This is a genomic window from Streptomyces sp. NPDC037290 (genome assembly GCF_055603245.1).
Genome location: NZ_JBVJVZ010000017.1, coordinates 107298 through 126271 on the forward strand (window position 1 = coordinate 107298; position 18974 = coordinate 126271).

14 protein-coding genes are annotated in these 18974 nt (G+C 73.5%); 5 read left to right on the top strand and 9 right to left on the bottom strand.

The annotated features are described in order from the left end of the window. Positions 1-21: 21 nt before the first annotated feature. Positions 22-1875, bottom strand: coding sequence for a cell division protein PerM (locus ACZ7HQ_RS36400; protein ID WP_470999370.1), 1854 nt, complete (start codon positions 1873-1875; stop codon positions 22-24). 101 nt (positions 1876-1976) lie between these two features. On the opposite strand from ACZ7HQ_RS36400, the gene ACZ7HQ_RS36405 reads away from it, so the two are divergent. Continuing rightward, positions 1977-3074 (top strand): sigma factor-like helix-turn-helix DNA-binding protein, encoded by a 1098-nt coding sequence (locus ACZ7HQ_RS36405; protein WP_470999372.1) that lies wholly within the window; start codon positions 1977-1979, stop codon positions 3072-3074. 75 nt (positions 3075-3149) lie between these two features. Here the strand turns inward: ACZ7HQ_RS36405 and sucD are convergent, their stop codons facing one another. The 7 genes from sucD to ACZ7HQ_RS36440 all read right to left on the bottom strand — a co-directional run bounded on the left by sucD (position 3150) and on the right by ACZ7HQ_RS36440 (position 12462). Further along, the gene (gene sucD, locus ACZ7HQ_RS36410) at positions 3150-4034 is read right to left on the bottom strand and encodes a succinate--CoA ligase subunit alpha (protein ID WP_470999374.1); all 885 of its coding nucleotides are present in this window, start codon (positions 4032-4034) and stop codon (positions 3150-3152) included. 27 nt (positions 4035-4061) lie between these two features. After that, positions 4062-5243 carry an ADP-forming succinate--CoA ligase subunit beta gene (sucC, locus tag ACZ7HQ_RS36415; RefSeq protein ID WP_470999376.1) on the bottom strand — a complete coding sequence of 394 codons (1182 nt, stop codon included), beginning with the start codon at positions 5241-5243 and terminating at the stop codon, positions 4062-4064. A gap of 435 nt (positions 5244-5678) precedes the next feature. Further along, a complete protein-coding gene (locus ACZ7HQ_RS36420) occupies positions 5679-6296 on the bottom strand; it encodes a hypothetical protein (protein WP_470999378.1) in 618 nt (205 codons plus the stop codon). Positions 6297-6470: 174 nt separating this feature from the next. After that, positions 6471-7346, bottom strand: coding sequence for a hypothetical protein (locus tag ACZ7HQ_RS36425; RefSeq protein ID WP_470999380.1), 876 nt, complete (start codon positions 7344-7346; stop codon positions 6471-6473). 129 nt (positions 7347-7475) lie between these two features. After that, on the bottom strand, positions 7476-8639 hold the full coding sequence (locus tag ACZ7HQ_RS36430; protein WP_470999429.1) for a VWA domain-containing protein: 1164 nt from the start codon (positions 8637-8639) through the stop codon (positions 7476-7478). 11 nt (positions 8640-8650) lie between these two features. Continuing rightward, entirely contained in the window at positions 8651-11317 is a 2667-nt protein-coding gene (locus tag ACZ7HQ_RS36435; RefSeq protein ID WP_470999382.1) for a DUF5682 family protein, read from the bottom strand. Next, positions 11314-12462, bottom strand: coding sequence for an ATP-binding protein (locus ACZ7HQ_RS36440; protein WP_470999383.1), 1149 nt, complete (start codon positions 12460-12462; stop codon positions 11314-11316). Before ACZ7HQ_RS36440 ends, ACZ7HQ_RS36435 begins: the two co-directional genes overlap by 4 nt. Before the next feature lie 132 nt (positions 12463-12594). Here ACZ7HQ_RS36440 and ACZ7HQ_RS36445 point away from each other — a divergent pair, with 132 nt between their 5' ends. Then, positions 12595-13950 (top strand): SWIM zinc finger family protein, encoded by a 1356-nt coding sequence (locus ACZ7HQ_RS36445; RefSeq protein ID WP_470999385.1) that lies wholly within the window; start codon positions 12595-12597, stop codon positions 13948-13950. A gap of 64 nt (positions 13951-14014) precedes the next feature. Beyond that, a complete protein-coding gene (locus tag ACZ7HQ_RS36450) occupies positions 14015-15772 on the top strand; it encodes a DUF5691 domain-containing protein (protein WP_470999387.1) in 1758 nt (585 codons plus the stop codon). Here the strand turns inward: ACZ7HQ_RS36450 and ACZ7HQ_RS36455 are convergent. Beyond that, positions 15748-16170: a cobalamin B12-binding domain-containing protein gene (locus tag ACZ7HQ_RS36455; protein ID WP_470999389.1), complete on the bottom strand. Its 423-nt coding sequence runs from the start codon at positions 16168-16170 to the stop codon at positions 15748-15750. The two genes, ACZ7HQ_RS36450 and ACZ7HQ_RS36455, sit on opposite strands and share 25 nt — an antisense overlap. A 224-nt stretch (positions 16171-16394) precedes the next feature. On the opposite strand from ACZ7HQ_RS36455, the gene ACZ7HQ_RS36460 reads away from it, so the two are divergent. Together ACZ7HQ_RS36460 and ACZ7HQ_RS36465 are read left to right on the top strand one after the other, a co-directional pair. Then, positions 16395-17246, top strand: coding sequence for an esterase/lipase family protein (locus ACZ7HQ_RS36460; protein WP_470999391.1), 852 nt, complete (start codon positions 16395-16397; stop codon positions 17244-17246). Between the two features lie 208 nt (positions 17247-17454). Then, positions 17455-18954: a M23 family metallopeptidase gene (locus tag ACZ7HQ_RS36465; RefSeq protein ID WP_470999393.1), complete on the top strand. Its 1500-nt coding sequence runs from the start codon at positions 17455-17457 to the stop codon at positions 18952-18954. Positions 18955-18974 lie beyond the last annotated feature (20 nt).

Here is an 18974-nt window from a genome sequence, read left to right on the forward strand (position 1 = left end):
GCACAGGGGCCGCCAGTGGTGTCAGTGCGGTGCCGGCGGGGGTTCCGCGGGGTCCGTGGTGGGCTCGGTGACGTCCGGGGTGCGCTCGGTGTCCGTGGTGGAGGGGGCGGCGGCGGCCGGGTCGGGCAGCGGTGAGTCCGGCGCGGCCGGTGGTTCCGGAGGGAGGGGCCAGGCCGGCGGGGTCGGAGAGGAGCCCGGCTCGGGGGGTGGGACGTCCGACGGGTCGCCCGGGGACGCGGGCCGGCGGGAGGCTCGGGTGAGCTCCTCGTGCCAGTCCGGGGCGAACGGGTCGTCGGCCGGGAGGACGTCGTACGGATCCTCCTCACCGGCTCCGGTCGCCGTCTCCGGTCGGGCCTGCACCCTGCCCGTGCGCTTGTCCCCGCCCGTCTCCCCGCCCTGCCCCTCCTCCGTCGCCCTGCCCGTGTCATCGGCCTCCAGCGGCGCCTTCGCCTCGCCCTGACCCTGCCCCGTCCCGCCCTGGACCCCGGCCCCGGAGTGCGCGGCGGACCCCATGCCGTCCCTGGTCGCCCCCGTGTCCTGCGCCGGGATCTCCGCGCCCCGCGTGTGTCCACGCCACAGTCGCCACGCCCGTACGACCAGGGCCACCGGCATCCCGAACGCCGCCGTCCAGGCCCCCACCGCTCCCCCGGTCCGCCACCACACCGGCCCGAAGCGGGCCAGCGCGGACACGCCCAGCGGGCCGCCGGCCAGCTCGGCGAGCAGGGCGAAGGTCGCCGCGCAGACCGTCGCGGTCAGCAGCATCACCCCGGCGGTACGGACGGCCGGCCAGGGGGTCCTCGCCGCTTCGCCCTGCTCCGGCCGCCCCACGGCGCCCCGCGCCACGAACCACCCCGCCGTCACCCCGGCCGCCACCGGCACCAGCCCGGCCAGCCAGTTCGGCAGCGTCCCCGCGCCCGCGTCCGGCACCGCCGCGAGCAGCGGAAAGGGCGGCAGCAGCGGGGCCGGATCGGAGACGAACGGGTCCACCGGGTGCCCGGTGCCGAGGAGGAAGCCGGGGCCGAGGGAGTAGGAGGCGGCCCACACCGCCGCGTTGGGGATCAGCGCGATACCGAGCAGCAGCACCGCGAACCGTCCCGTCCAGCCCTCGGTCAGCTGCAGGAACGACGCCTGCGCCGCCCCGCCGTGCCACACCAGCGACACCCCGAGCACCAGCGCCCCACCGCCGAACAGCACCGCGGTGGCGGCGCCGGTGGCCCGTACGGCCGTACCGACCCGGGCGCGCGCGTCCGCCCCGAACACCACCCGCCGCACCGGCCCCGGCAACACCGTCAGCACACTCAGCACCGGTTCGCGCGGACAGCCGTACGCCGACCACACCCCGGCCGCCGCCGAGCCGGCCGCGACCAGCGGCAGACAGGCCGTCACCCAGGGCCACGCGGGGCGCAGTTCGCCGCCCGAGCAGTACAGCGCGATCGCCCCGCCGACCCCCAGATAGCCGAGGACGACCCCGGTCCACACCGTGCGGGCGGGCACGGGCGGCGGGCCGTCGGCGTCGGCGGGCGCGTCCACCGCGTCCCGGGCCGCCCGGTACACCCGCCACACGGGCAGCGCCAGCAGCAGCAGCGGGGTCACGCCCACCGGCATCGGCACACCGGTGAGCGTGTCGGTGCGGGCCAGTTCGACGCCGTGCGCCAGCAGCCACAGCGCCGCGGCGACGTGCAGCGCGCCACCGGGGCCGCTGTCGGGGTACGGCGAGCTGACCCACATGACCATCAGCAGCGCGGCGAACGAGGCGAATCCGAGCCCGGCCGCGACGGCACCGGCCAGCAGGCTGGCGGCCAGCCCGGGCTCACGGTCCCGCATCCGGGCCAGCAGGAGCGACAGCGACGGTCGGCGAGCGGTCAGCAGAGTCACCCCGCCATGCTCCCAATGCCACCCGCTTTCCCCATGCAACAGGCGAACTCCCGATGTGTCGCCCAATATATGTTTATGTTCTTTTTCGCACGGAAGGGCGCATGGTGACGACGACTCAGAACACCGACGGGCCGCTGCCACCGCCGAAGGAACGCCGACGGCTGCGCGAGTCCCGGTCGCTGACGAAGGCTCAGATCGCCGCACAGGTCGGGGTCAGCCGCTCGACGCTCCGCGCGTGGGAGTCCGGCCGCCGCGTTCCGCAGGGACGCCAGGGCGAGGCGTACGCCAGGCTGCTGACGGCGCTCGCCGCACCGGCCGCGGCCGAGGAGACGACAGCGGCGAAGGAGAGCCCCGGGAAACGAACCGTGGCCGCCCCCGCCGGACACACGACACCCGCCGCCCTCGAACCCCTGACGCCGGATCAGGCCTTCGACGCCCTGTACGCCTTCTGCGCACCGGCCCTCGTACGCCAGGCGTATCTGCTGACCGGACGCCGGGAACTGGCCCGCGAATCCGTGGAGCGGGCCTTCCAGCTGGCCTGGCAGCGCTGGCCCGAGGTGGCCCAGGACCGGGATCCGGGCGGCTGGGTGCGGGCGGTGGCGTACGACTGCGCGCTCTCGCCCTGGCACCGCTTCCGGCCCCGGTACCGCAACCCCGAGCCGCCGCCCGCCGACCCGGCCGACCGTGCGCTGCTGAGCGCCCTGCTGCAGCTCCCGCCGGCCTACCGGCGCACGCTCGTCCTCTACGACGGTGTGGGCCTCGACCTGCCGGAGACGGCGGCGGAGACGGAGGCCAGCACGCCGGCCGCCGCGAGCCGGCTGACCCACGCGCGGGAGGCGGTGGCCGCGCGGCTGCCGGAACTCTCCGACCCCGCGGAGCTGCATCGCCGGCTGCTCGAACTGGCCTCGACGGCGCGGTTGGGCACGGCGAAGCCGACGGTGGTGCGGACCGGCACCGAACGGCGGAACGTGTTCTGGGCCCGGGCCGCGATCGCGTCCACCGTGTCGATCGTCGGCGCGACGACGCTCACGCTACGGACGGCTCCGACGCACTACGAGGCCCCGATCGCGCCGGCTCAGGCGGTGCAGGGAGTGCCGGCTGTGGGGGTCATGGGCCCGCTGTCGCGGGAGGAACAGCAGTTGCGGGCGAAGCTGCGGGGCGCCGCGAGGCCCGAGAGGCTGGCACCGGATCTGCGGTGAGCCTCCACGGCGCAAAAACGCCGGCAGGCCCGCCCCGGCGAACGGGACGGGCCTGCCGGCGCTCGGTCGAGCCGCTCAGGCCGAGAGGATCTCGCGGGCGAGCTTCGCCGTCTCGGTCGGGGTCTTGCCGACCTTGACGCCCGCGGCCTCCAGGGCCTCCTTCTTGGCCTGTGCGGTGCCGGAGGAGCCGGAGACGATGGCGCCGGCGTGACCCATGGTCTTGCCCTCGGGCGCCGTGAAGCCCGCGACGTAGCCGACGACCGGCTTGGTCACGTTCTCCTTGATGAACGCGGCGGCACGCTCCTCCGCGTCACCACCGATCTCACCGATCATCACGATGAGCTCGGTCTCCGGGTCGTCCTGGAACGCGGCCAGGGCGTCGATGTGGGTCGAGCCGATGATCGGGTCGCCACCGATACCGACGGCGGTCGAGAAGCCGATGTCACGCAGCTCGTACATCATCTGGTACGTCAGCGTGCCGGACTTCGACACCAGGCCGATACGGCCCGGCTTCGTGATGTCGCCCGGGATGATGCCGACGTTCGACTGGCCCGGGGTGATGATGCCGGGGCAGTTCGGGCCGATGATGCGGGTCTTGTTGCCCTTCTTGCCGGCGTACGCCCAGAAGGACGCCGTGTCGTGCACGGCGATGCCCTCGGTGATGACGACGGCCAGCGGGATCTCGGCGTCGATGGCCTCGACGACCGCGTCCTTGGTGAACTTCTCCGGCACGAAGATGACGGAGACGTTGGCGCCGGTGGCCTTGATGGCCTCCTCGACGGTGCCGAAGACGGGTACCTCGGTGCCGTCGAAGTCCACGGTGGTGCCGGCCTTGCGCGGGTTCACGCCGCCCACGACGTTGGTGCCGTCACCGAGCATGAGCTTGGTGTGCTTCATGCCCGTGGCGCCGGTCATGCCCTGGACGATGACCTTGCTGTCCTTGTTGAGCCAGATAGCCATGGTGTGTTGTGTCCTCGTCCTGAGTGCTTACTTGGCGGCGTGGGCCAGCTCGGCGGCCTTGTCGGCCGCGCCGTCCATGGTGTCGACGCGCTGCACCAGCGGGTGGTTGGCGTCGGTGAGGATCTGTCGGCCCAGCTCGGCGTTGTTGCCGTCGAGGCGGACGACGAGCGGCTTCGAGACGTTCTCGCCGCGGTCCTCCAGGAGCTTCAGGGCCTGCACGATGCCGTTGGCGACCTCGTCGCAGGCGGTGATGCCACCGAAAACGTTCACGAAGACGGACTTGACGTCCGGGTCGCCCAGGATGATCTCCAGGCCGTTCGCCATGACCTGGGCGGAGGCGCCACCGCCGATGTCCAGGAAGTTGGCGGGCTTGACGCCACCGTGGTTCTCACCGGCGTACGCGACGACGTCCAGGGTGCTCATGACGAGACCCGCGCCGTTGCCGATGATGCCGACCTCACCGTCGAGCTTGACGTAGTTGAGGTTCTTCTCCTTGGCGGCGGCCTCGAGCGGGTTGGCCGCGGCCTTGTCGTGGAGCTCCTCGTACTCGGGGTGACGGAACTCGGCGTTGTCGTCGAGCGACACCTTGCCGTCCAGGGCGATGACCTCGCCGGAGGCGACCTTCGCCAGCGGGTTGACCTCGACGAGGAGGGCGTCCGACTTGATAAAGGTGTCCCACAGCTTGACGAGGACGTTCGCGACCTTGTCCGCGACCTCGGCCGGGAACTTGGCGGCGGCGACGATCTCGCGGGCCTTGGCCTCGTCCACACCGTCGATCGGGTCGATCGGCGTCTTGGCGACGGCCTCCGGACGGGTGGCCGCCACCTCCTCGATCTCCATGCCGCCCTCGACGGAGGCGATGGACAGGAAGGTGCGGTTCGCACGGTCGAGGAGGAAGGAGACGTAGTACTCCTCGAGGATCTCCGGAGCGGTCTCGGCGATCATGACCTTGTGGACCGTGTGGCCCTTGATGTCCATGCCGAGGATGTCCGTCGCCCGGGCGACGGCCTCGTCCGCGGAGGCGGCCAGCTTGACGCCACCGGCCTTGCCGCGGCCACCGACCTTCACCTGCGCCTTGACGACGGACTTGCCGCCCAGACGCTCGGTGATCGCGCGCGCCGCCTCAGGCGTGTCGATGACTTCACCGGCCAGCACCGGTACATCGTGCTTGGCGAAGAGGTCCCTCGCCTGGTACTCGAACAGGTCCACGCGCTTCCGTCCCTATCAGTGATCTCGCGGTTCGTTGGATGCGTGGGCGTGCCGCGAAGGGCAACGTGACGTCCGCTTGTCACAAGGGAGGCGCACACGGTGTCCGAGCGCGCGGCATGTCCGTCTCGCAGGTTATCGCCGCTTCCCGGGGCTCCCTAAATCGAGGGTCACACCTGAGCGGTGATACCTGTCACATGATGCCGGTTTTCGTGACACGCCGTGCCGCGGTATCGGGGGCTCGGGAGTGATGTGCGAGGCCTCACCGGGCTGGGGTTGACCCGGTGAGGCCTCTGGACGGCCCCGGTGGTTCCGGGGCCGGGGCGGTTGATCCCCACCCCAATGGGGACCACCCGCCCGGCCGCGGGGCCCCGGCCGGACGAGCCGACGGAATTCGGCCGCCCGTCTCCGGGCACCCCGCGGAGCGGTGGGGGCCACTCAGCTCTCGTACCGGACACCCCGCACACGGTCCAGGGCCCGGACACCCTGGACACGCCGGATGCCCCGGCCCCACGCCGGTACGGCCGTACGGAGGACTTCCGCGGTCCCGCCGACGGCATGCCCGGCGCTGCCCGGGGCCGTGCCGCCGAGCTCGTCCGCGAAGACCCCGGCGGCCGCGAAGGGCGGCACCTGGGCGGCCACGCCCTCGGCGAAGGCTCCAGTCTGCGCGGTCACCCCGTGCCCGAGCGGCGGTACGGCACCGGCCGCGAAGACCTGGACGTCCCCGGCCACGCCGTGGCCGAGGGCGCCCGCGTCCGCGACGGCATGCCCGGCGGACCGGCAAGGTCCCGTGGAACGGCCGCGGACACCGCCTCCGCACACGGGAGGCGGCACCACGGCGGCCTGCGCGGCCGCATGGGCGGCATGGCCGGCACGGGCGACGTGGCGGTCGACGTGTGTGCCGTCGGCGGGTGTGCGGTCGGCGTCGGCGTGGCGGCGTGCCTGGGTGGCGGTGCCGGTGACGGTGGACGCCGTCGAGGTGAGCGAGGTGGAGGGGGCGGCCGGGGTGGCCGTGCCGGCGGCTACCACGATCGAACGTCGTGTTTTCTTGTTCATCGCGTGCGTCAAGTCCTTCGAAAACCGCCGGAACGGCTGGAAAGGCTGGGACGGCTGGAAAGGCGGAAGCGGCCGGGAATTCCGTGCAACGACCGCTGAGGGCGGAACGCGCGACCACGCGAATCCACGAACGCGGACCAGGCCGGTGCGCTTGGGGGTGGCCGGCCGCGCCGCCTAGCCGGGGAAGACGGGGATGTCCCGGTGCCTTTCGCGGATGCGGGGCGCGTCGCCGTACGCGGTGGTGCCGGGCGTGAGCCGCAGCGGGGCCCGGTGGCCGAGGGTGACCGCATGCGCGTCGTCGTGGCGCGAGACGGTGCCGTCGGCCACCTGCTTGCCGGGCACACCGGCGGGCTCTCCGCTCGGCGAGGGGCAGCCCGGGGCTCCCACGGCGGCGGTGCCGTGACGCGCGGTGATGCGCGCCGTGCGCCGGGACGCGGCGGCGGCCTCCGGGCCGTAGGAGGCGACCGGCGCCGGTGCTCCGACGGAGGTACGGGCCCGGGCGGAAGCGTGCCGCTGCTTCTGCTCCGCCAGAACAGCCACCACCGCGCCGCCGCGCCCCTGAGGGCGGGGCACCGTGGACTTGGGCTCCGGTGCCCGGGGCAGGTCCGGCACGGGCAGCGGTGAGGACCGGGGCTTCTCGACGGCTTCGCCGGTGACCCCGGCCCCGAGGGACCGGGAAACGGCAGCCACCACATCACGGACCGGAGTGACGGCCTGCGCGCCGATCCCCTGGACAGGGGTGACGGCCCGCACGCCGATCCGCCGCACAGGGGTGACGGCCCGTTCGCCGGCCCTGTGCACGGGTGCGGCGATCCATTCGGACACCGTCCGCACCGCGCCCGTCGGGCGCTGCTGTCCCGTCACCACGGACCGCGCCGAAGTCACCATGCCCGGCACCGGGGTTCCGTCGGCCGCGTGCGCCTGTTCGCCACAGAGGAAACCCAGCGTGAACAGTCCGCCCACCAGCAGCACCAGTTGGAGTACGCGCCGCGCACCCGCCGTACGCAGCACACGTACGGCGGCACCAAGGAGGGCTGCGGGGAAGGTCAAGGAGCTGAACATCCTGGGCTCGGCACAACACGGGCTCCGCCGATCCTCGCACGGCACGCCCGAGGCCGCGCAACCCCCTGTTACCGATGAGTAGTCATGTCCCTTTTCCCTCCTCTTTACTGCCCGGCGTCACGCGTTGTCCGGTATCGGCAGCGGCCGCTTCTCCAGCGCCGCTGCCATGACCTCGGGGAACAGGTCCGGCGTACAGGCGAAGGCCGGGGCACCGAGGGCGGCGAGGGCCGCCGCGTGTTCGCGGTCGTACGCGGGTGCGCCCTCGTCCGACAGCGCGAGCAGCGCCACGAACTGCACCCCGGACGCCTTCATCGCCGCCACCCGCTTGAGCATCTCGTCACGGATGCCGCCCTCGTAGAGGTCGCTGATCAGTACGACCACGGTCTCGGCCGGCCGGCTGATCTGTGACTGGCAGTAGGCGAGCGCGCGGTTGATGTCCGTGCCACCGCCGAGCTGCGTGCCGAACAGGACGTCGACCGGGTCGTCCAGCTGGTCGGTGAGGTCGACCACCGCCGTGTCGAAGACGACCAGCCGGGTGCTGATCGACCGCATGGAAGCGAGGACCGCGCCGAACACCGACGCGTACACCACGGACGCGGCCATCGACCCGGACTGGTCGATGCAGAGGACGACCTCCTTCTTCACCGACCGTGCGGCGCGCCCGTATCCGACGAGCCGTTCGGGCACCACCGTGCGGTACTCGGGCAGGTAGTGCTTGAGGTTGGCCGCGAGGGTGCGGTTCCAGTCGATGTCGTGGTGGCGCGGACGGCTGATCCGCGCGCTGCGGTCGAGGGCGCCGGTGAGAGTGGCCCGGGTACGGTTCGCGAGCCGCTTCTCCAGGTCCTCGACGACTCTGCGCACGACCGCGCGTGCCGTCTCCTTCGTCGTCTCCGGCATCGCCTTGTTCAGCGAGAGCAGCGTGCCGACCAGGTGTACGTCCGCCTCCACCGCCTCCAGCATCTCCGGCTCCAGCAGCAGGGAGGCGAGGCCGAGGCGGTCGATGGCGTCGCGCTGCATGACCTGGACGACGGAGGACGGGAAGTACGTGCGGATGTCCCCGAGCCAGCGGGCCACGGACGGGGCCGAGGCACCGAGTCCCGCCGAACGGTCGCGTCCCGCCTGCGGCTTGTCCCTCTTTCCGTACAACGCCGTGAGCGTGCCGTCCATGGCCGCGTCCCGGCCGGACAGCGCGCACCCCGTGCCGTCGGCCTGGTCACCGCCGAGCACCAGCCGCCACCGCCGCAGCCGCTCCCGCGCCGGATCGCCGACATCCACCGGCATCGGCTCGGTCGTCATGCACCCACCCCCGCACAGCTGTTGTCCCCGGCCGTTTCCCGCCCGTCCGGCGCAGGCGTCTCACACGCACCCGGTTGGCGCCGGGCCGACTCACCCTGCGCCGACTCACCCTGCGCCGGGTCACCACGGGTCGGCTCACGCCGAGCCTGCTCCCGCTGGACCGGGCCGCCACCGCCCGGCTCACGCTGTATCAGGTCGTGCCCGCCCGGGTCGCGGCCTGCCAGGTCGTCCAGGCCGAGCAGCAGCCGCAACACCGGCAGCACGGCGTCGGCGCGCTCGGTGTCCGGCTCGGTGGCGAAACCGGGCGTCACGGCTCCGTGGGCCGCCCGCCCGGCCGCCCGGTCTCCGGGTCCGCGTCGGACCAGCTCGCCGAGCGTTCTGCGCACCCCCGGCTCATACGCCGCGAACGTGCGCCGCAGCAGCGGCAGCACATCGGTGAACGCCTCCGCCGGCACCCCGGTCAGCCAGCCGTCCACCAGGCCGAGCAGCCGCTCGTCGTGCACCAGCAGCAGCCCGCCCCCGCCGCCGACGAAGCCCTCGATCCAGGCGGCCGCGTCGGCGGGCGGGGTCCCCGGTGACAGCGCGAGCCCCATCAGCCGTGCCGCCTCCTCGGGCCTGAACGCGCCGTCGTCCAGCAACAACCGCACCGCCCGGCCCCGCAGCACACCAGGCACGGTGTCCCGCGACGACAGGGTCCGCAGTACGGCCCGCCATCGGTGCCGCAGACCTCCGCGGCCGGCTTCGAAGAGGGCACCGCCGCCCCCGTCCGGGCCGCCGTCGTGGCTGTGGGGGGTCGAGGCGCCCTCCCCCGTGCTCGCACCGCCACGACCGCCGACACCCGCGCCCCCGCCGGTATCGGCACCCGCACCGGTCAGCGTCTCCGTCAGCAACCCCACCGCCGTGTGCACGGCATCCACATGGCCGCGCATCTCGTCCGCGGCGTCGCTGTCGAGCGCGGCGCAGGCCGGGGGCAGGCCGACGAAGACGCGCTCGGCGAGACCCGCGGCGACACCGGCCAGCGCTCCGGTGTCGGTGCCGCGTACGTCGCCGTAGCGCAGCGAGCGGACCAGGGCGGGCAGGGCCTGGGCGAGATGGCCGACGTCCGCGTCGAGCGCCGCCCGGTCGGCGAGCACCCGCATGACCTCGGGCAGGGCGTCCGGCAGACCGGCGAGCAGGCACTGCTCGGCGAGCGCGGTGACGTCGGCCAGAGTGCGTGCGGCCGTCGCGTCGGCCTCGGCCTTGGCCTGCGCCGCCGCCAGTACGGTCGTCCCCCACACGCCCGCCTCCGCGACCCGCACCGACAGCTCCGGCTCCCAGCGCAGCCGCCAGGTCTCCCGGAACGTGCCCGTGCTCCCCCGCGCCCGCGCCGGCTCGCCCCAGCCGACGCCGAGAAGCCGCAGCCGGTGCAGCAGCCTGCTCCGGCCGGCGTCGGTGTCGCCCCGCAGATCCAGCTCCAGTTCACGCTCCAGCGCCTCCGGTTTGAGCCGCAGCGAACGCTGCTGCCGGGTCAGGTCGCGCTGCAGCGGCACCGCAGGCGCCGACTCCGGGACCTCGCCGAGGACGTCCCCGACCACCAGCCGGTCGTGCACCAGCGCCAGCGGCACGTCCGAGCCGTCACCCATCACCGCGCGCACGGCGTCGGTGGTCTCGCTCAGCCCGGGCAGCGGACGGCCGCGCAGCGCCGCCAGGGTCTCGGCGAGCCGGACGGCCTCGATGACGTGCGCGGAGGACACGATCCGGTCCTCCTCGCGCAGCAGCCGCGCCACCTTGGTCAGCCAGCGCTCGACAGGCCGGTCAAGGGCGTGGAACAGATGGCCGTACCAGCCGGGCGAGTCGATGCCCGCGCCGTACCCGCTGGACCGGGCGAGTCTGCGGTGTGTCCAGGGCACCCAGGTCAGGTCGGTCCTGACCTTGGGCAGCCCCTTCAGCAGGGACCGGTCGGCGGCGACGGTGGTCTTCGCGCGCAGCGCGGGCACGTGCCAGGCCCCGCAGACCACGGCCGGCCGGTCCCCGAACTCCTTGCGCGCCGCGCGCAGCCGGAGCCGCATGTGTGCCTCGCGGACGAGGTCCCGGGAGTGCCCGCCGGCGCCGTACCTCTCACGGAGTGCGCCCATGGCCTCCTCCAGTGCGGCGAACGGGGCGAAGGGGTCGCGCTCCCCCGGGCCCCGGTGCTCGACGACGTCCTCCCACCAGCGTTCGGGGTCGTCGTATCCGGCGGCCCCGGCGAGCGCGGCGAGCGGGTCGACACGGACCTGCTCGTGGCCGTCCCGACCGTCGTGGCCCTCGGGGGCGTCCTGGCTCTCCTTGTCGTCCCACGCGAGTGCGTGTGCGGCCGGCAGGTCGATGAAGTGGGCGGGGACGCCGTGTTCGAGGGACCAGCGGATCGCCACCCATTCGGGGCTGAACTCGGCGAACGGCCAGAACGCCGAGCGGCCTGGCTCGTCCACGGCATGGGCGAGCAGGGCGACCGGAGGCCGCAGGTCCGGGTCGGCGGCCAGCGGGATCAGTACGTCGGCCTCGGGCGGACCCTCGATCAGGACGGCGGCGGGCCGGGCGGCGTCCAGGGCGGTGCGCACCGCACGGGCGGAACCGGGGCCGTGGTGCCGCACGCCGAGCAGGAGCGGCCCGGAGTCGTGAGCCTCGGGCCGCCGCGTGTCGTTCACGCGCTCACCTCCCGGCACGCGCGGTAGAAGTCCGTCCAGCCCTCGCGCTCACGGACCACGGTCTCCAGGTACTCCTGCCAGACGACCTTGTCGGCCGCAGGGTCGCGGACCACGGCGCCGAGGATGCCGGCGGCGACATCGCCCGGGCGCAGCACACCGTCGCCGAAGTGCGTGGACAGGGCCAGGCCGTTCGTGACGACCGAGATCGCCTCGGCCGTGGACAGCGTGCCGCTGGGCGACTTCAACTTGGTGCGGCCGTCGGCGGTGATGCCGTCGCGCAGCTCCCGGAAGACCGTCACGACCCGGCGGATCTCCTCGATGCCGTCGGGCGCGGCCGGCAGGTCGAGGGAACGCCCGAGCTGCTCGACCCGGCGGGTGACGATGTCGACCTCGGCGTCGGCGCTCTCCGGCAGCGGCAGCACCACGGTGTTGAAGCGGCGGCGCAGTGCACTGGAGAGGTCGTTGACGCCCCGGTCCCGGTCGTTGGCGGTGGCGATGAGATTGAACCCGCGGACCGCCTGGACCTCTTGGCCCAGCTCCGGAACGGGCAGGGTCTTCTCGGACAGGATCGTGATCAGCGTGTCCTGCACATCGGCGGGGATACGGGTCAGCTCCTCCACGCGGGCCGTCATGCCCTCGGCCATCGCCCGCATGACGGGGCTGGGCACCAGGGCGTCGCGGCTCGGTCCGTGCGCGAGCAGCTGCGCGTAGTTCCAGCCGTACCGGATCGCCTCCTCCGGGGTGCCGGCCGTGCCCTGCACCAGCAGGGTGGAGTCACCGCTGACGGCGGCCGCCAGATGCTCCGCCACCCAGGTCTTGGCGGTGCCGGGCACACCCAGCAGGAGCAGGGCGCGGTCGGTGGCGAGCGTGGTGACGGCCACCTCGACGATCCGGCGCGGGCCCACGTACTTGGGTGTGATCACCGTGCCGTCCGGCAGGGTGCCGCCGAGCAGGTACGTCGCCACCGCCCACGGCGACAGCTTCCAGCGGGCCGGGCGCGGACGGTCGTCCTGCGCGGCCAGCGCGGAGAGTTCGGCGGCGAAGGCGTGTTCGGCGTGTGGGCGCAGCGCCTCGGCGCTCTCGCCGTGGTTCGGTTCCGCGGTGGTCGGGCGCACGGACGCAGACGTGGCAGACGTGGCAGGCATGGCTGAGGCCCCCTCCAGCTCGGCCGGTTCGGATCTGGCATCCACCGTGCACCACGCCACTGACAATCGCCCTGACCTGCACAAACACCCGCTCTCGTCCAATTGTCAGTGGCGGGACCTACCGTCGGAGGCATGACTGAGCAGGGGGTGCGCTGGACCGCGGAACAGGTGCTGTCGCTGGCGCCTGACGCCGCGTCACGCAAAGCGGGAGGCAAGCTCGGCACGGCCGGTCCGTGGTCCGAGGCGGGAAGCGGAGAGGGGACGGTGTGGGGGCTGTGCAAGGGCAGTGGCAGCAGGCCGTATCAGACGGTGGTCGACCTCGCGGACGTGACCGGCCCGGCGTACAAGTGCAGTTGCCCGAGCCGTAAGTTCCCGTGCAAGCACGCGATCGGACTGCTCCTGCTGTGGGCGGGCGAAGACGGTTCGGTGCCGGCGTCCACCGCGCCGCCGGGCTGGGCCGAGCAGTGGCTCGCGGGCAGACGCAGGCGTGCCGAGAGCAAGCAGGTGCCGGACGAGGGGAGTTCCCCGAGCAGGTCCGCCGATCCCGAGGCGGCACAGCGGCGGGCCGAGCGCCGGGCCGAGCGGGTCACCGCGGGCGCGACGGAACTGGAGCAGCGCCTCGCGGACCTGCTGCGCGGCGGCCTGGCCACGGCCGAGCAGGCGGGGTACGGCCTGTGGGACGAGACGGCGGCCCGTATGGTCGACGCACAGGCGCCCGGACTCGCCGCACGCGTAAGGGAGTTGGGCGCGATACCGGCATCCGGCGCGGGCTGGCCGGCCCGGTTGCTGGAGGAGTGCGCGCTGCTCCACCTGCTCGACCAGGGCTGGCTGCGCCGCGACCGGTTGCCGGACGCCCTCGCGGCCACGGTCCGCTCCCGGCTGGGCCTGCCCGCCACGGCGGACGGCGCGCCGGTACGCGACCGCTGGCTGGTCCTCGCCCAGTACGACGCGGTGGACCCGAAACTGACGACCCGCCGGATATGGCTGCACGGCGCCGCCTCGGGCCACACCCGGCTGCTGCTGTCGTACGGCGCCGCCGGCCGGGCCCCGGAGCTGTCACTGCCGGTCGGCCTGGCCCTGGACGCGGAGCTGTCCGCCTATCCGGGCACCGGGCAGTCCCGGTCCGCCCTGGGCGAGCGGTACGCCCCGCCCGCACCGGCCGCGTTCCGCCCGCCGGGCACGACCACGGCCGAAGCGGCGGCGCGGTACGGCGAGGCGTTGCGGGACGACCCCTGGCTGGAGTCGGTCCCGGTGACGCTGGACCGGGTGATACCGGTCCCGGACGGCGACCTGTGGCAGCTGGCCGACGCCGACACGGACTCCGCTCTGCCGCTGACCCGGGCCGCCCGTTCCCGTCCCGGTCTGTGGCGGCTGGTCGCCCTGTCCGGCGGCGGCCCCGTCAGGGTCTTCGGCGAGTGCGGCCACCGCGGCTTCACCCCGCTCACGGCCTGGCCGGAGGGCCCGGGCGAGGCGGTGCCGCTGTGCTGACGGCTCCACCGGGACGGCACCGGCACACCCAGGAGGAACGGACACGCGCAGGGAAGGGAACGCGATGAACGGGACGACCTCGGCCTCGGCCGACGTGGCTGCCACGACCCCGGCAGGCGACGGGGAAAACACCCCCGCGAACCCCGCCGGCTCCTGGGAAGACCTGGTCACCACCGCTCTCCTCGGGACCGACCGGCGCGCCTGGGCGCACACCGGATCCGGCCGTCAGGCCCCCGTGGCACTGCTCGACGAGGCCGCCGTGGCGACCGTACGGCGGCGGGCCGGGCTGCGGCCCGCCCGGGCGGCGAGCCGACCGGAGGCGGCACCCGAGGACCCGCGTCCGGCCCTGCCCGCCGCGGCGGGCCGCAGACTCGCCACGCTGCTGGCCGACCGCTCCGGCGGCGGGACCGGTGGCCGGCGGGGCAGTTCCCCGGACCTCATGGAGCTGCTCCCCCAGTGGCTCGCGGCGGCCAACGCGCACGGTTACGCGGCGCCTCCTCAGACGCTGCCCGCCCTGCTGGACGCGGCCCGGGGCCGTACGGACCTGCGCCCGGCGGCGCTGGCGTTCGCCGGCCCGCGGGGGCTGTGGCTGGCCCGGCTGAACGCGGACTGGCGCTTCGCCCTGCGCGCGGCCCCCGGTGTCGGTGCCGCACTGCCCGGCCCGGCGGACGCCGAGGCGGTGCGGCGGCTGTGGCAGGAGGGCCTGTTCGCCGAGCGGGTGGCCCTGCTGGGCGCGCTGCGCGCAGACACGCCCGCGCTCGCGCGTGGGCTGCTGGCGTCGACCTGGCCGACGGAGCGGGCGGAGGACCGGCTGATGTTCCTCGACTCGCTGCGCACCGGCCTGTCCGCGGCGGACGAGCCCTTCCTGGAACAGGCGTTGGGCGACCGCAGCCGCAATGTGCGGGCCACGGCGGCGGAGCTGCTGTCGGCGCTGCCCGCTTCGGCGCTCGCCGCACGCATGGCTGCACGGGCCGTGGCGTGTGTGGCCCTCGACCGCACGGAGAACTCACCGGCGATCGTGGTGGAGCCGCCGCTCGAGTGCGACTCCGGGATGGAGCGTGACGGTGTGGTGGCCGCGGCCCCCGCGGGCAGAGGGGAACGGTCATGGTGGCTGGGACAGTTGGTGGAGGCGGCCCCGCTCGGCGCCTGGCGGGAGCGGCTCGGCGGCCGGACGGCGCGGGAGATCGTCGCGCTGCCGGTGACGGACGGCTGGCAGGGCGAACTGCACGCGGCCTGGTGCCGGGCCGCGGTGCGGCAGCGGGACGCCGAGTGGTCGAGGGCGCTGCTCGGCTCACCGTCGGCGCCGGAGGCGGGCGGGCCGGGCGCGGTGTCGCTGGCCGAGCGCGCCAAGCTGCTGGCCACCCTGGAGCCGGCGGAGCGGGCCGCGTGGGTGGCCGGGTTCATCGCGACACACGGTCTGTCGGAGGCGTTCCAGCTGCTCGGTGTGTGCGCGGTGCCCTGGGCGGCGCCGCTGGGCCGGGCGGTCGTGGACGCGCTCAACATCGCGCGGGACGCGGGCAGTTACCCGTGGAGCTTCAGCGGGGTGATGGGCCTGGCGGAACGCTGCCTGGATCCGGCGGAGGCCGGCCGGCTGGAGGCGCTGCTGGCGATACCCGACGAGAGGGAGGACGCCGCGCCGGGAGCCGGGGGTTACTGGGCCGAGGCGTTCCAGCGACTGGTCACCACGCTGCGGCTGCGGGCACGGATGGCCGAGGAGTTGGCCCCGGCCGTCAGAACCGGTGCGCCTCGGGGTGCAGCCCCCGAAGACACCGGCTCCCCCGCACCGCAGCCGTCGGCTCAGCCCCCCGACGCGGCCGGCTGACGGACGTTCTCGCGCACCCACTCCACGATCGACGCGGTGGTCGCTCCCGGGGTGAAGATCTCCGCGACGCCCTTCTCCTTCAGCGGCGCGATGTCCTCGTCCGGGATGATGCCGCCGCCGAAGACGAGGATGTCCTCGGCCTCGCGCTCCTTGAGCAGGTCGATCACCGCGGCGAACAGCGTGTTGTGCGCGCCGGAGAGGATGGACAGGCCGATCGCGTCGGCGTCCTCCTGGATGGCGGTGTCGACGACCTGCTCCGGTGTCTGGTGGAGCCCGGTGTAGATGACCTCCATACCGGCGTCGCGCAGAGCACGCGCGATGACCTTGGCCCCGCGATCGTGGCCGTCGAGCCCCGGCTTGGCGACGACCACGCGGATCGGACCGGCTGCCACACCCATCACTGCCTCCATCAAACGACCACGGAAGCGATCGCTTCCGTCCGTAAGGACAAGTACCGCACTTTTGGCGCGTTCCGCCACCCGTCGCGAAGTGAACGAACGTTATCTCCAGCATCCCGCAACCGGCAGTTTCACGGTGCGCAGCGAGGGGGAAATCACATGGTGGGACATGAGGGCACACGGGGGATCGAGCCGTCCTCCGGTGTGCCGACAGGAGGTCGGCCATGAAGGTCACCGGGGTACTGCCGCTCTTCCTCCCGTTCTGCCGCCGACTGTGGCCGGGCAGACTGGCCGGACTCTCGGTGGCGCTGCTGAAGGCGACCGCTCTCGAGGCCGCGATCCTGGCCGGCCACCTCCTGCTGTATCCGACCGGCCTCACGCAGGAACGCCGCTCCCCCGCCCTGCCCGTCCAGGACGGCACCGCTGCGCTTCCGGTGCGGTCCGGTCCGCCGGTGGTGCTGCTGCACGGATTCATCGACAACCGCTCAGTGTTCGTGCTGCTGCGCCGCAACCTCGCCCAGCACGGCAGGCAGCGCGTCATATCACTCAACTACTCCCCGCTGACCTGCGACATCCGCGCGGCGGCCGAGCTGCTGGGCCGGCACGTCGAGGAGATCTGCGAGCGCACCGGCAGCGACCGGGTCGACATCGTGGGGCACAGCCTCGGCGGGCTGATCGCCCGCTATTACGCACAGCGCCTCGGCGGGGACCTGCGGGTGCGCACACTCGTCACGCTGGGTACGCCGCACTCGGGGACCCGCGCGGCGCCGCTGGCCGACGCCCATCCGATCGTGCGCCAGATGCGGCCCGGTTCGGGGGTCATCGAGGAGCTGACCCGGCCCGCGCCCGGCTGCCGTACACGGTTCGTCTGCTTCTGGAGCGATCTGGACTCCGTGATGATCCCGCTGGAGACGGCCTGTCTCGAGCACCCCGACCTCGACGCGCAGAACGTCCGGGTGACGGGCATCGGGCATCTCGCCCTGCCCGTGCACCCCGCCGTCGCGGCCGGGATACGCGCGGCCCTCGACGCCCCGCACCCGGGGGACCGGGTCGCGGACGGTCTGACGGTGGCGTGACGCCGACATACGGGCGACAAACAGTCACCAAACATCGAACACCAATCGAACCCTCGGCCAAACTCGCGTCCGGCACCCCCCGAAACACCGCCGAATGCCCGTTTACCGCCAACGCGAAACCACCCGAAGATTGTCGCGCCCAGGTACCGGCGGGTACAGTCACCGCACTGCTCTGGCAGCCCCTGTTGTCGAGGCGAAAGAGAAGTTGGTGAACGACCGTCACCCGTCGGGGACCATGACCACCCCGGCTCCGGCTTCCGACGCCTCCGCCGCTCACTACGCGGCGTACGGGACGCATGAAGCCCCCTACGGCGACTTCACCACGTACGGCGGCTACGGCTCCACCGGTTTCCCGGACGGCACCGGCTCCTTCCCCACCGACCCGCTCTTCGGCAGCCTGCCCGGCCAGCAGACCACCAGCGCGTACGAGACCACGCAGTGGCAGACCGGCCAGACCCTCAACTACGACGCCTACGCGGCCCAGCACCACGCCTCCTACGACTCCGGCACCTACGACACCACCGCCTGGACGGTCCCCGCCCAGGCGACCGGCAACGACGTGAGTGGCCACTGGGACACGAGCGCCTGGCTGCAGCCCGATCAGTCCGGCGGTGCCGACCCGACCCAGCAGTGGGAGTGGGGCACCCAGACCTTCGAGACGGGCGCGTACGACGCCACCCAGTGGAACTCCGCCGCGCAGGGTGTGACGGCGCAGCCGACTGGCGAACCGTTCGATCAGCAGGCCACGGCCGCCTTCGGCCAGGTCGGCGACCCGCAGATGACCGCGGCTTTCCCACAGGCGCCGTACCAGCACGAGGCGCCGTACGAGGAGACCGCCTTCCCCGAACAGCGTTCCGGGGACGACGGGTCGGGCGGCACGGGCGAAATGCCCGCCGTGACCGGTCTCCTGGACGACCAGGAAGAGATCGCTCCGGCTCCGGTGACCCGTGCCGGAGCACGCAGCGCCGCGCGCTCCCGCCGTCGTCCTCCCGCCAAGCGCTCGGCCCTGCTCACCGTCGCTGTGCCCTCGGCCTGTGTGCTGGGGGTCGCCGGAATCGCCGCCGCCTCGGTCGGCGCCCTGACCGACGACGGTGGCAGGGACACCACGGCCTCCGCCCCGGACGCGCACGCGGTCAAGCCGTCGGTCGCCAACAGCAAGCTGGACTCCCAGCTCAGGACCCTGTCCGCCGGCGCGGACGACTTCGCCGACCGGGCGAGCCGGACGCAGGAGCGGATCGACCTCAAGAACCAGCAGGAGCTGGAGAAGAAGAAGGCCGCCGCGGAGGCCGCGCTCAAGGAGCGGCTGCGCCCGAAGTTCGTCCTGCCGGTCACGCAGAAGGGGCTCAGCGCCTACTTCGGCCAGGCGGGCGTGAACTGGATGTCGGTGCACACGGGCATCGACTTCCCCGTCGCCTACGGCACCACGGTGATGGCCGCCACCGACGGCACCGTCACCACCAAGTGGAACAGCGCCTACGGCAACATGCTGATCGTGACGGCGAAGGACGGCACGCAGACCTGGTACTGCCACCTGTCCAGCTACCGCGTCGCCTCCGGGACGGTCGTCAAGGCCGGCCAGTCGATCGCCTACTCCGGCAACTCCGGCAACTCCACCGGCCCGCACCTGCACTTCGAGGTCCGGCCCGCGGGTGGGGCGGCCATAGACCCGCTGCCGTGGCTGAGGAGCCACGGACTCGACCCCACGTAGGGACCGGGGGCCTGCGCCCC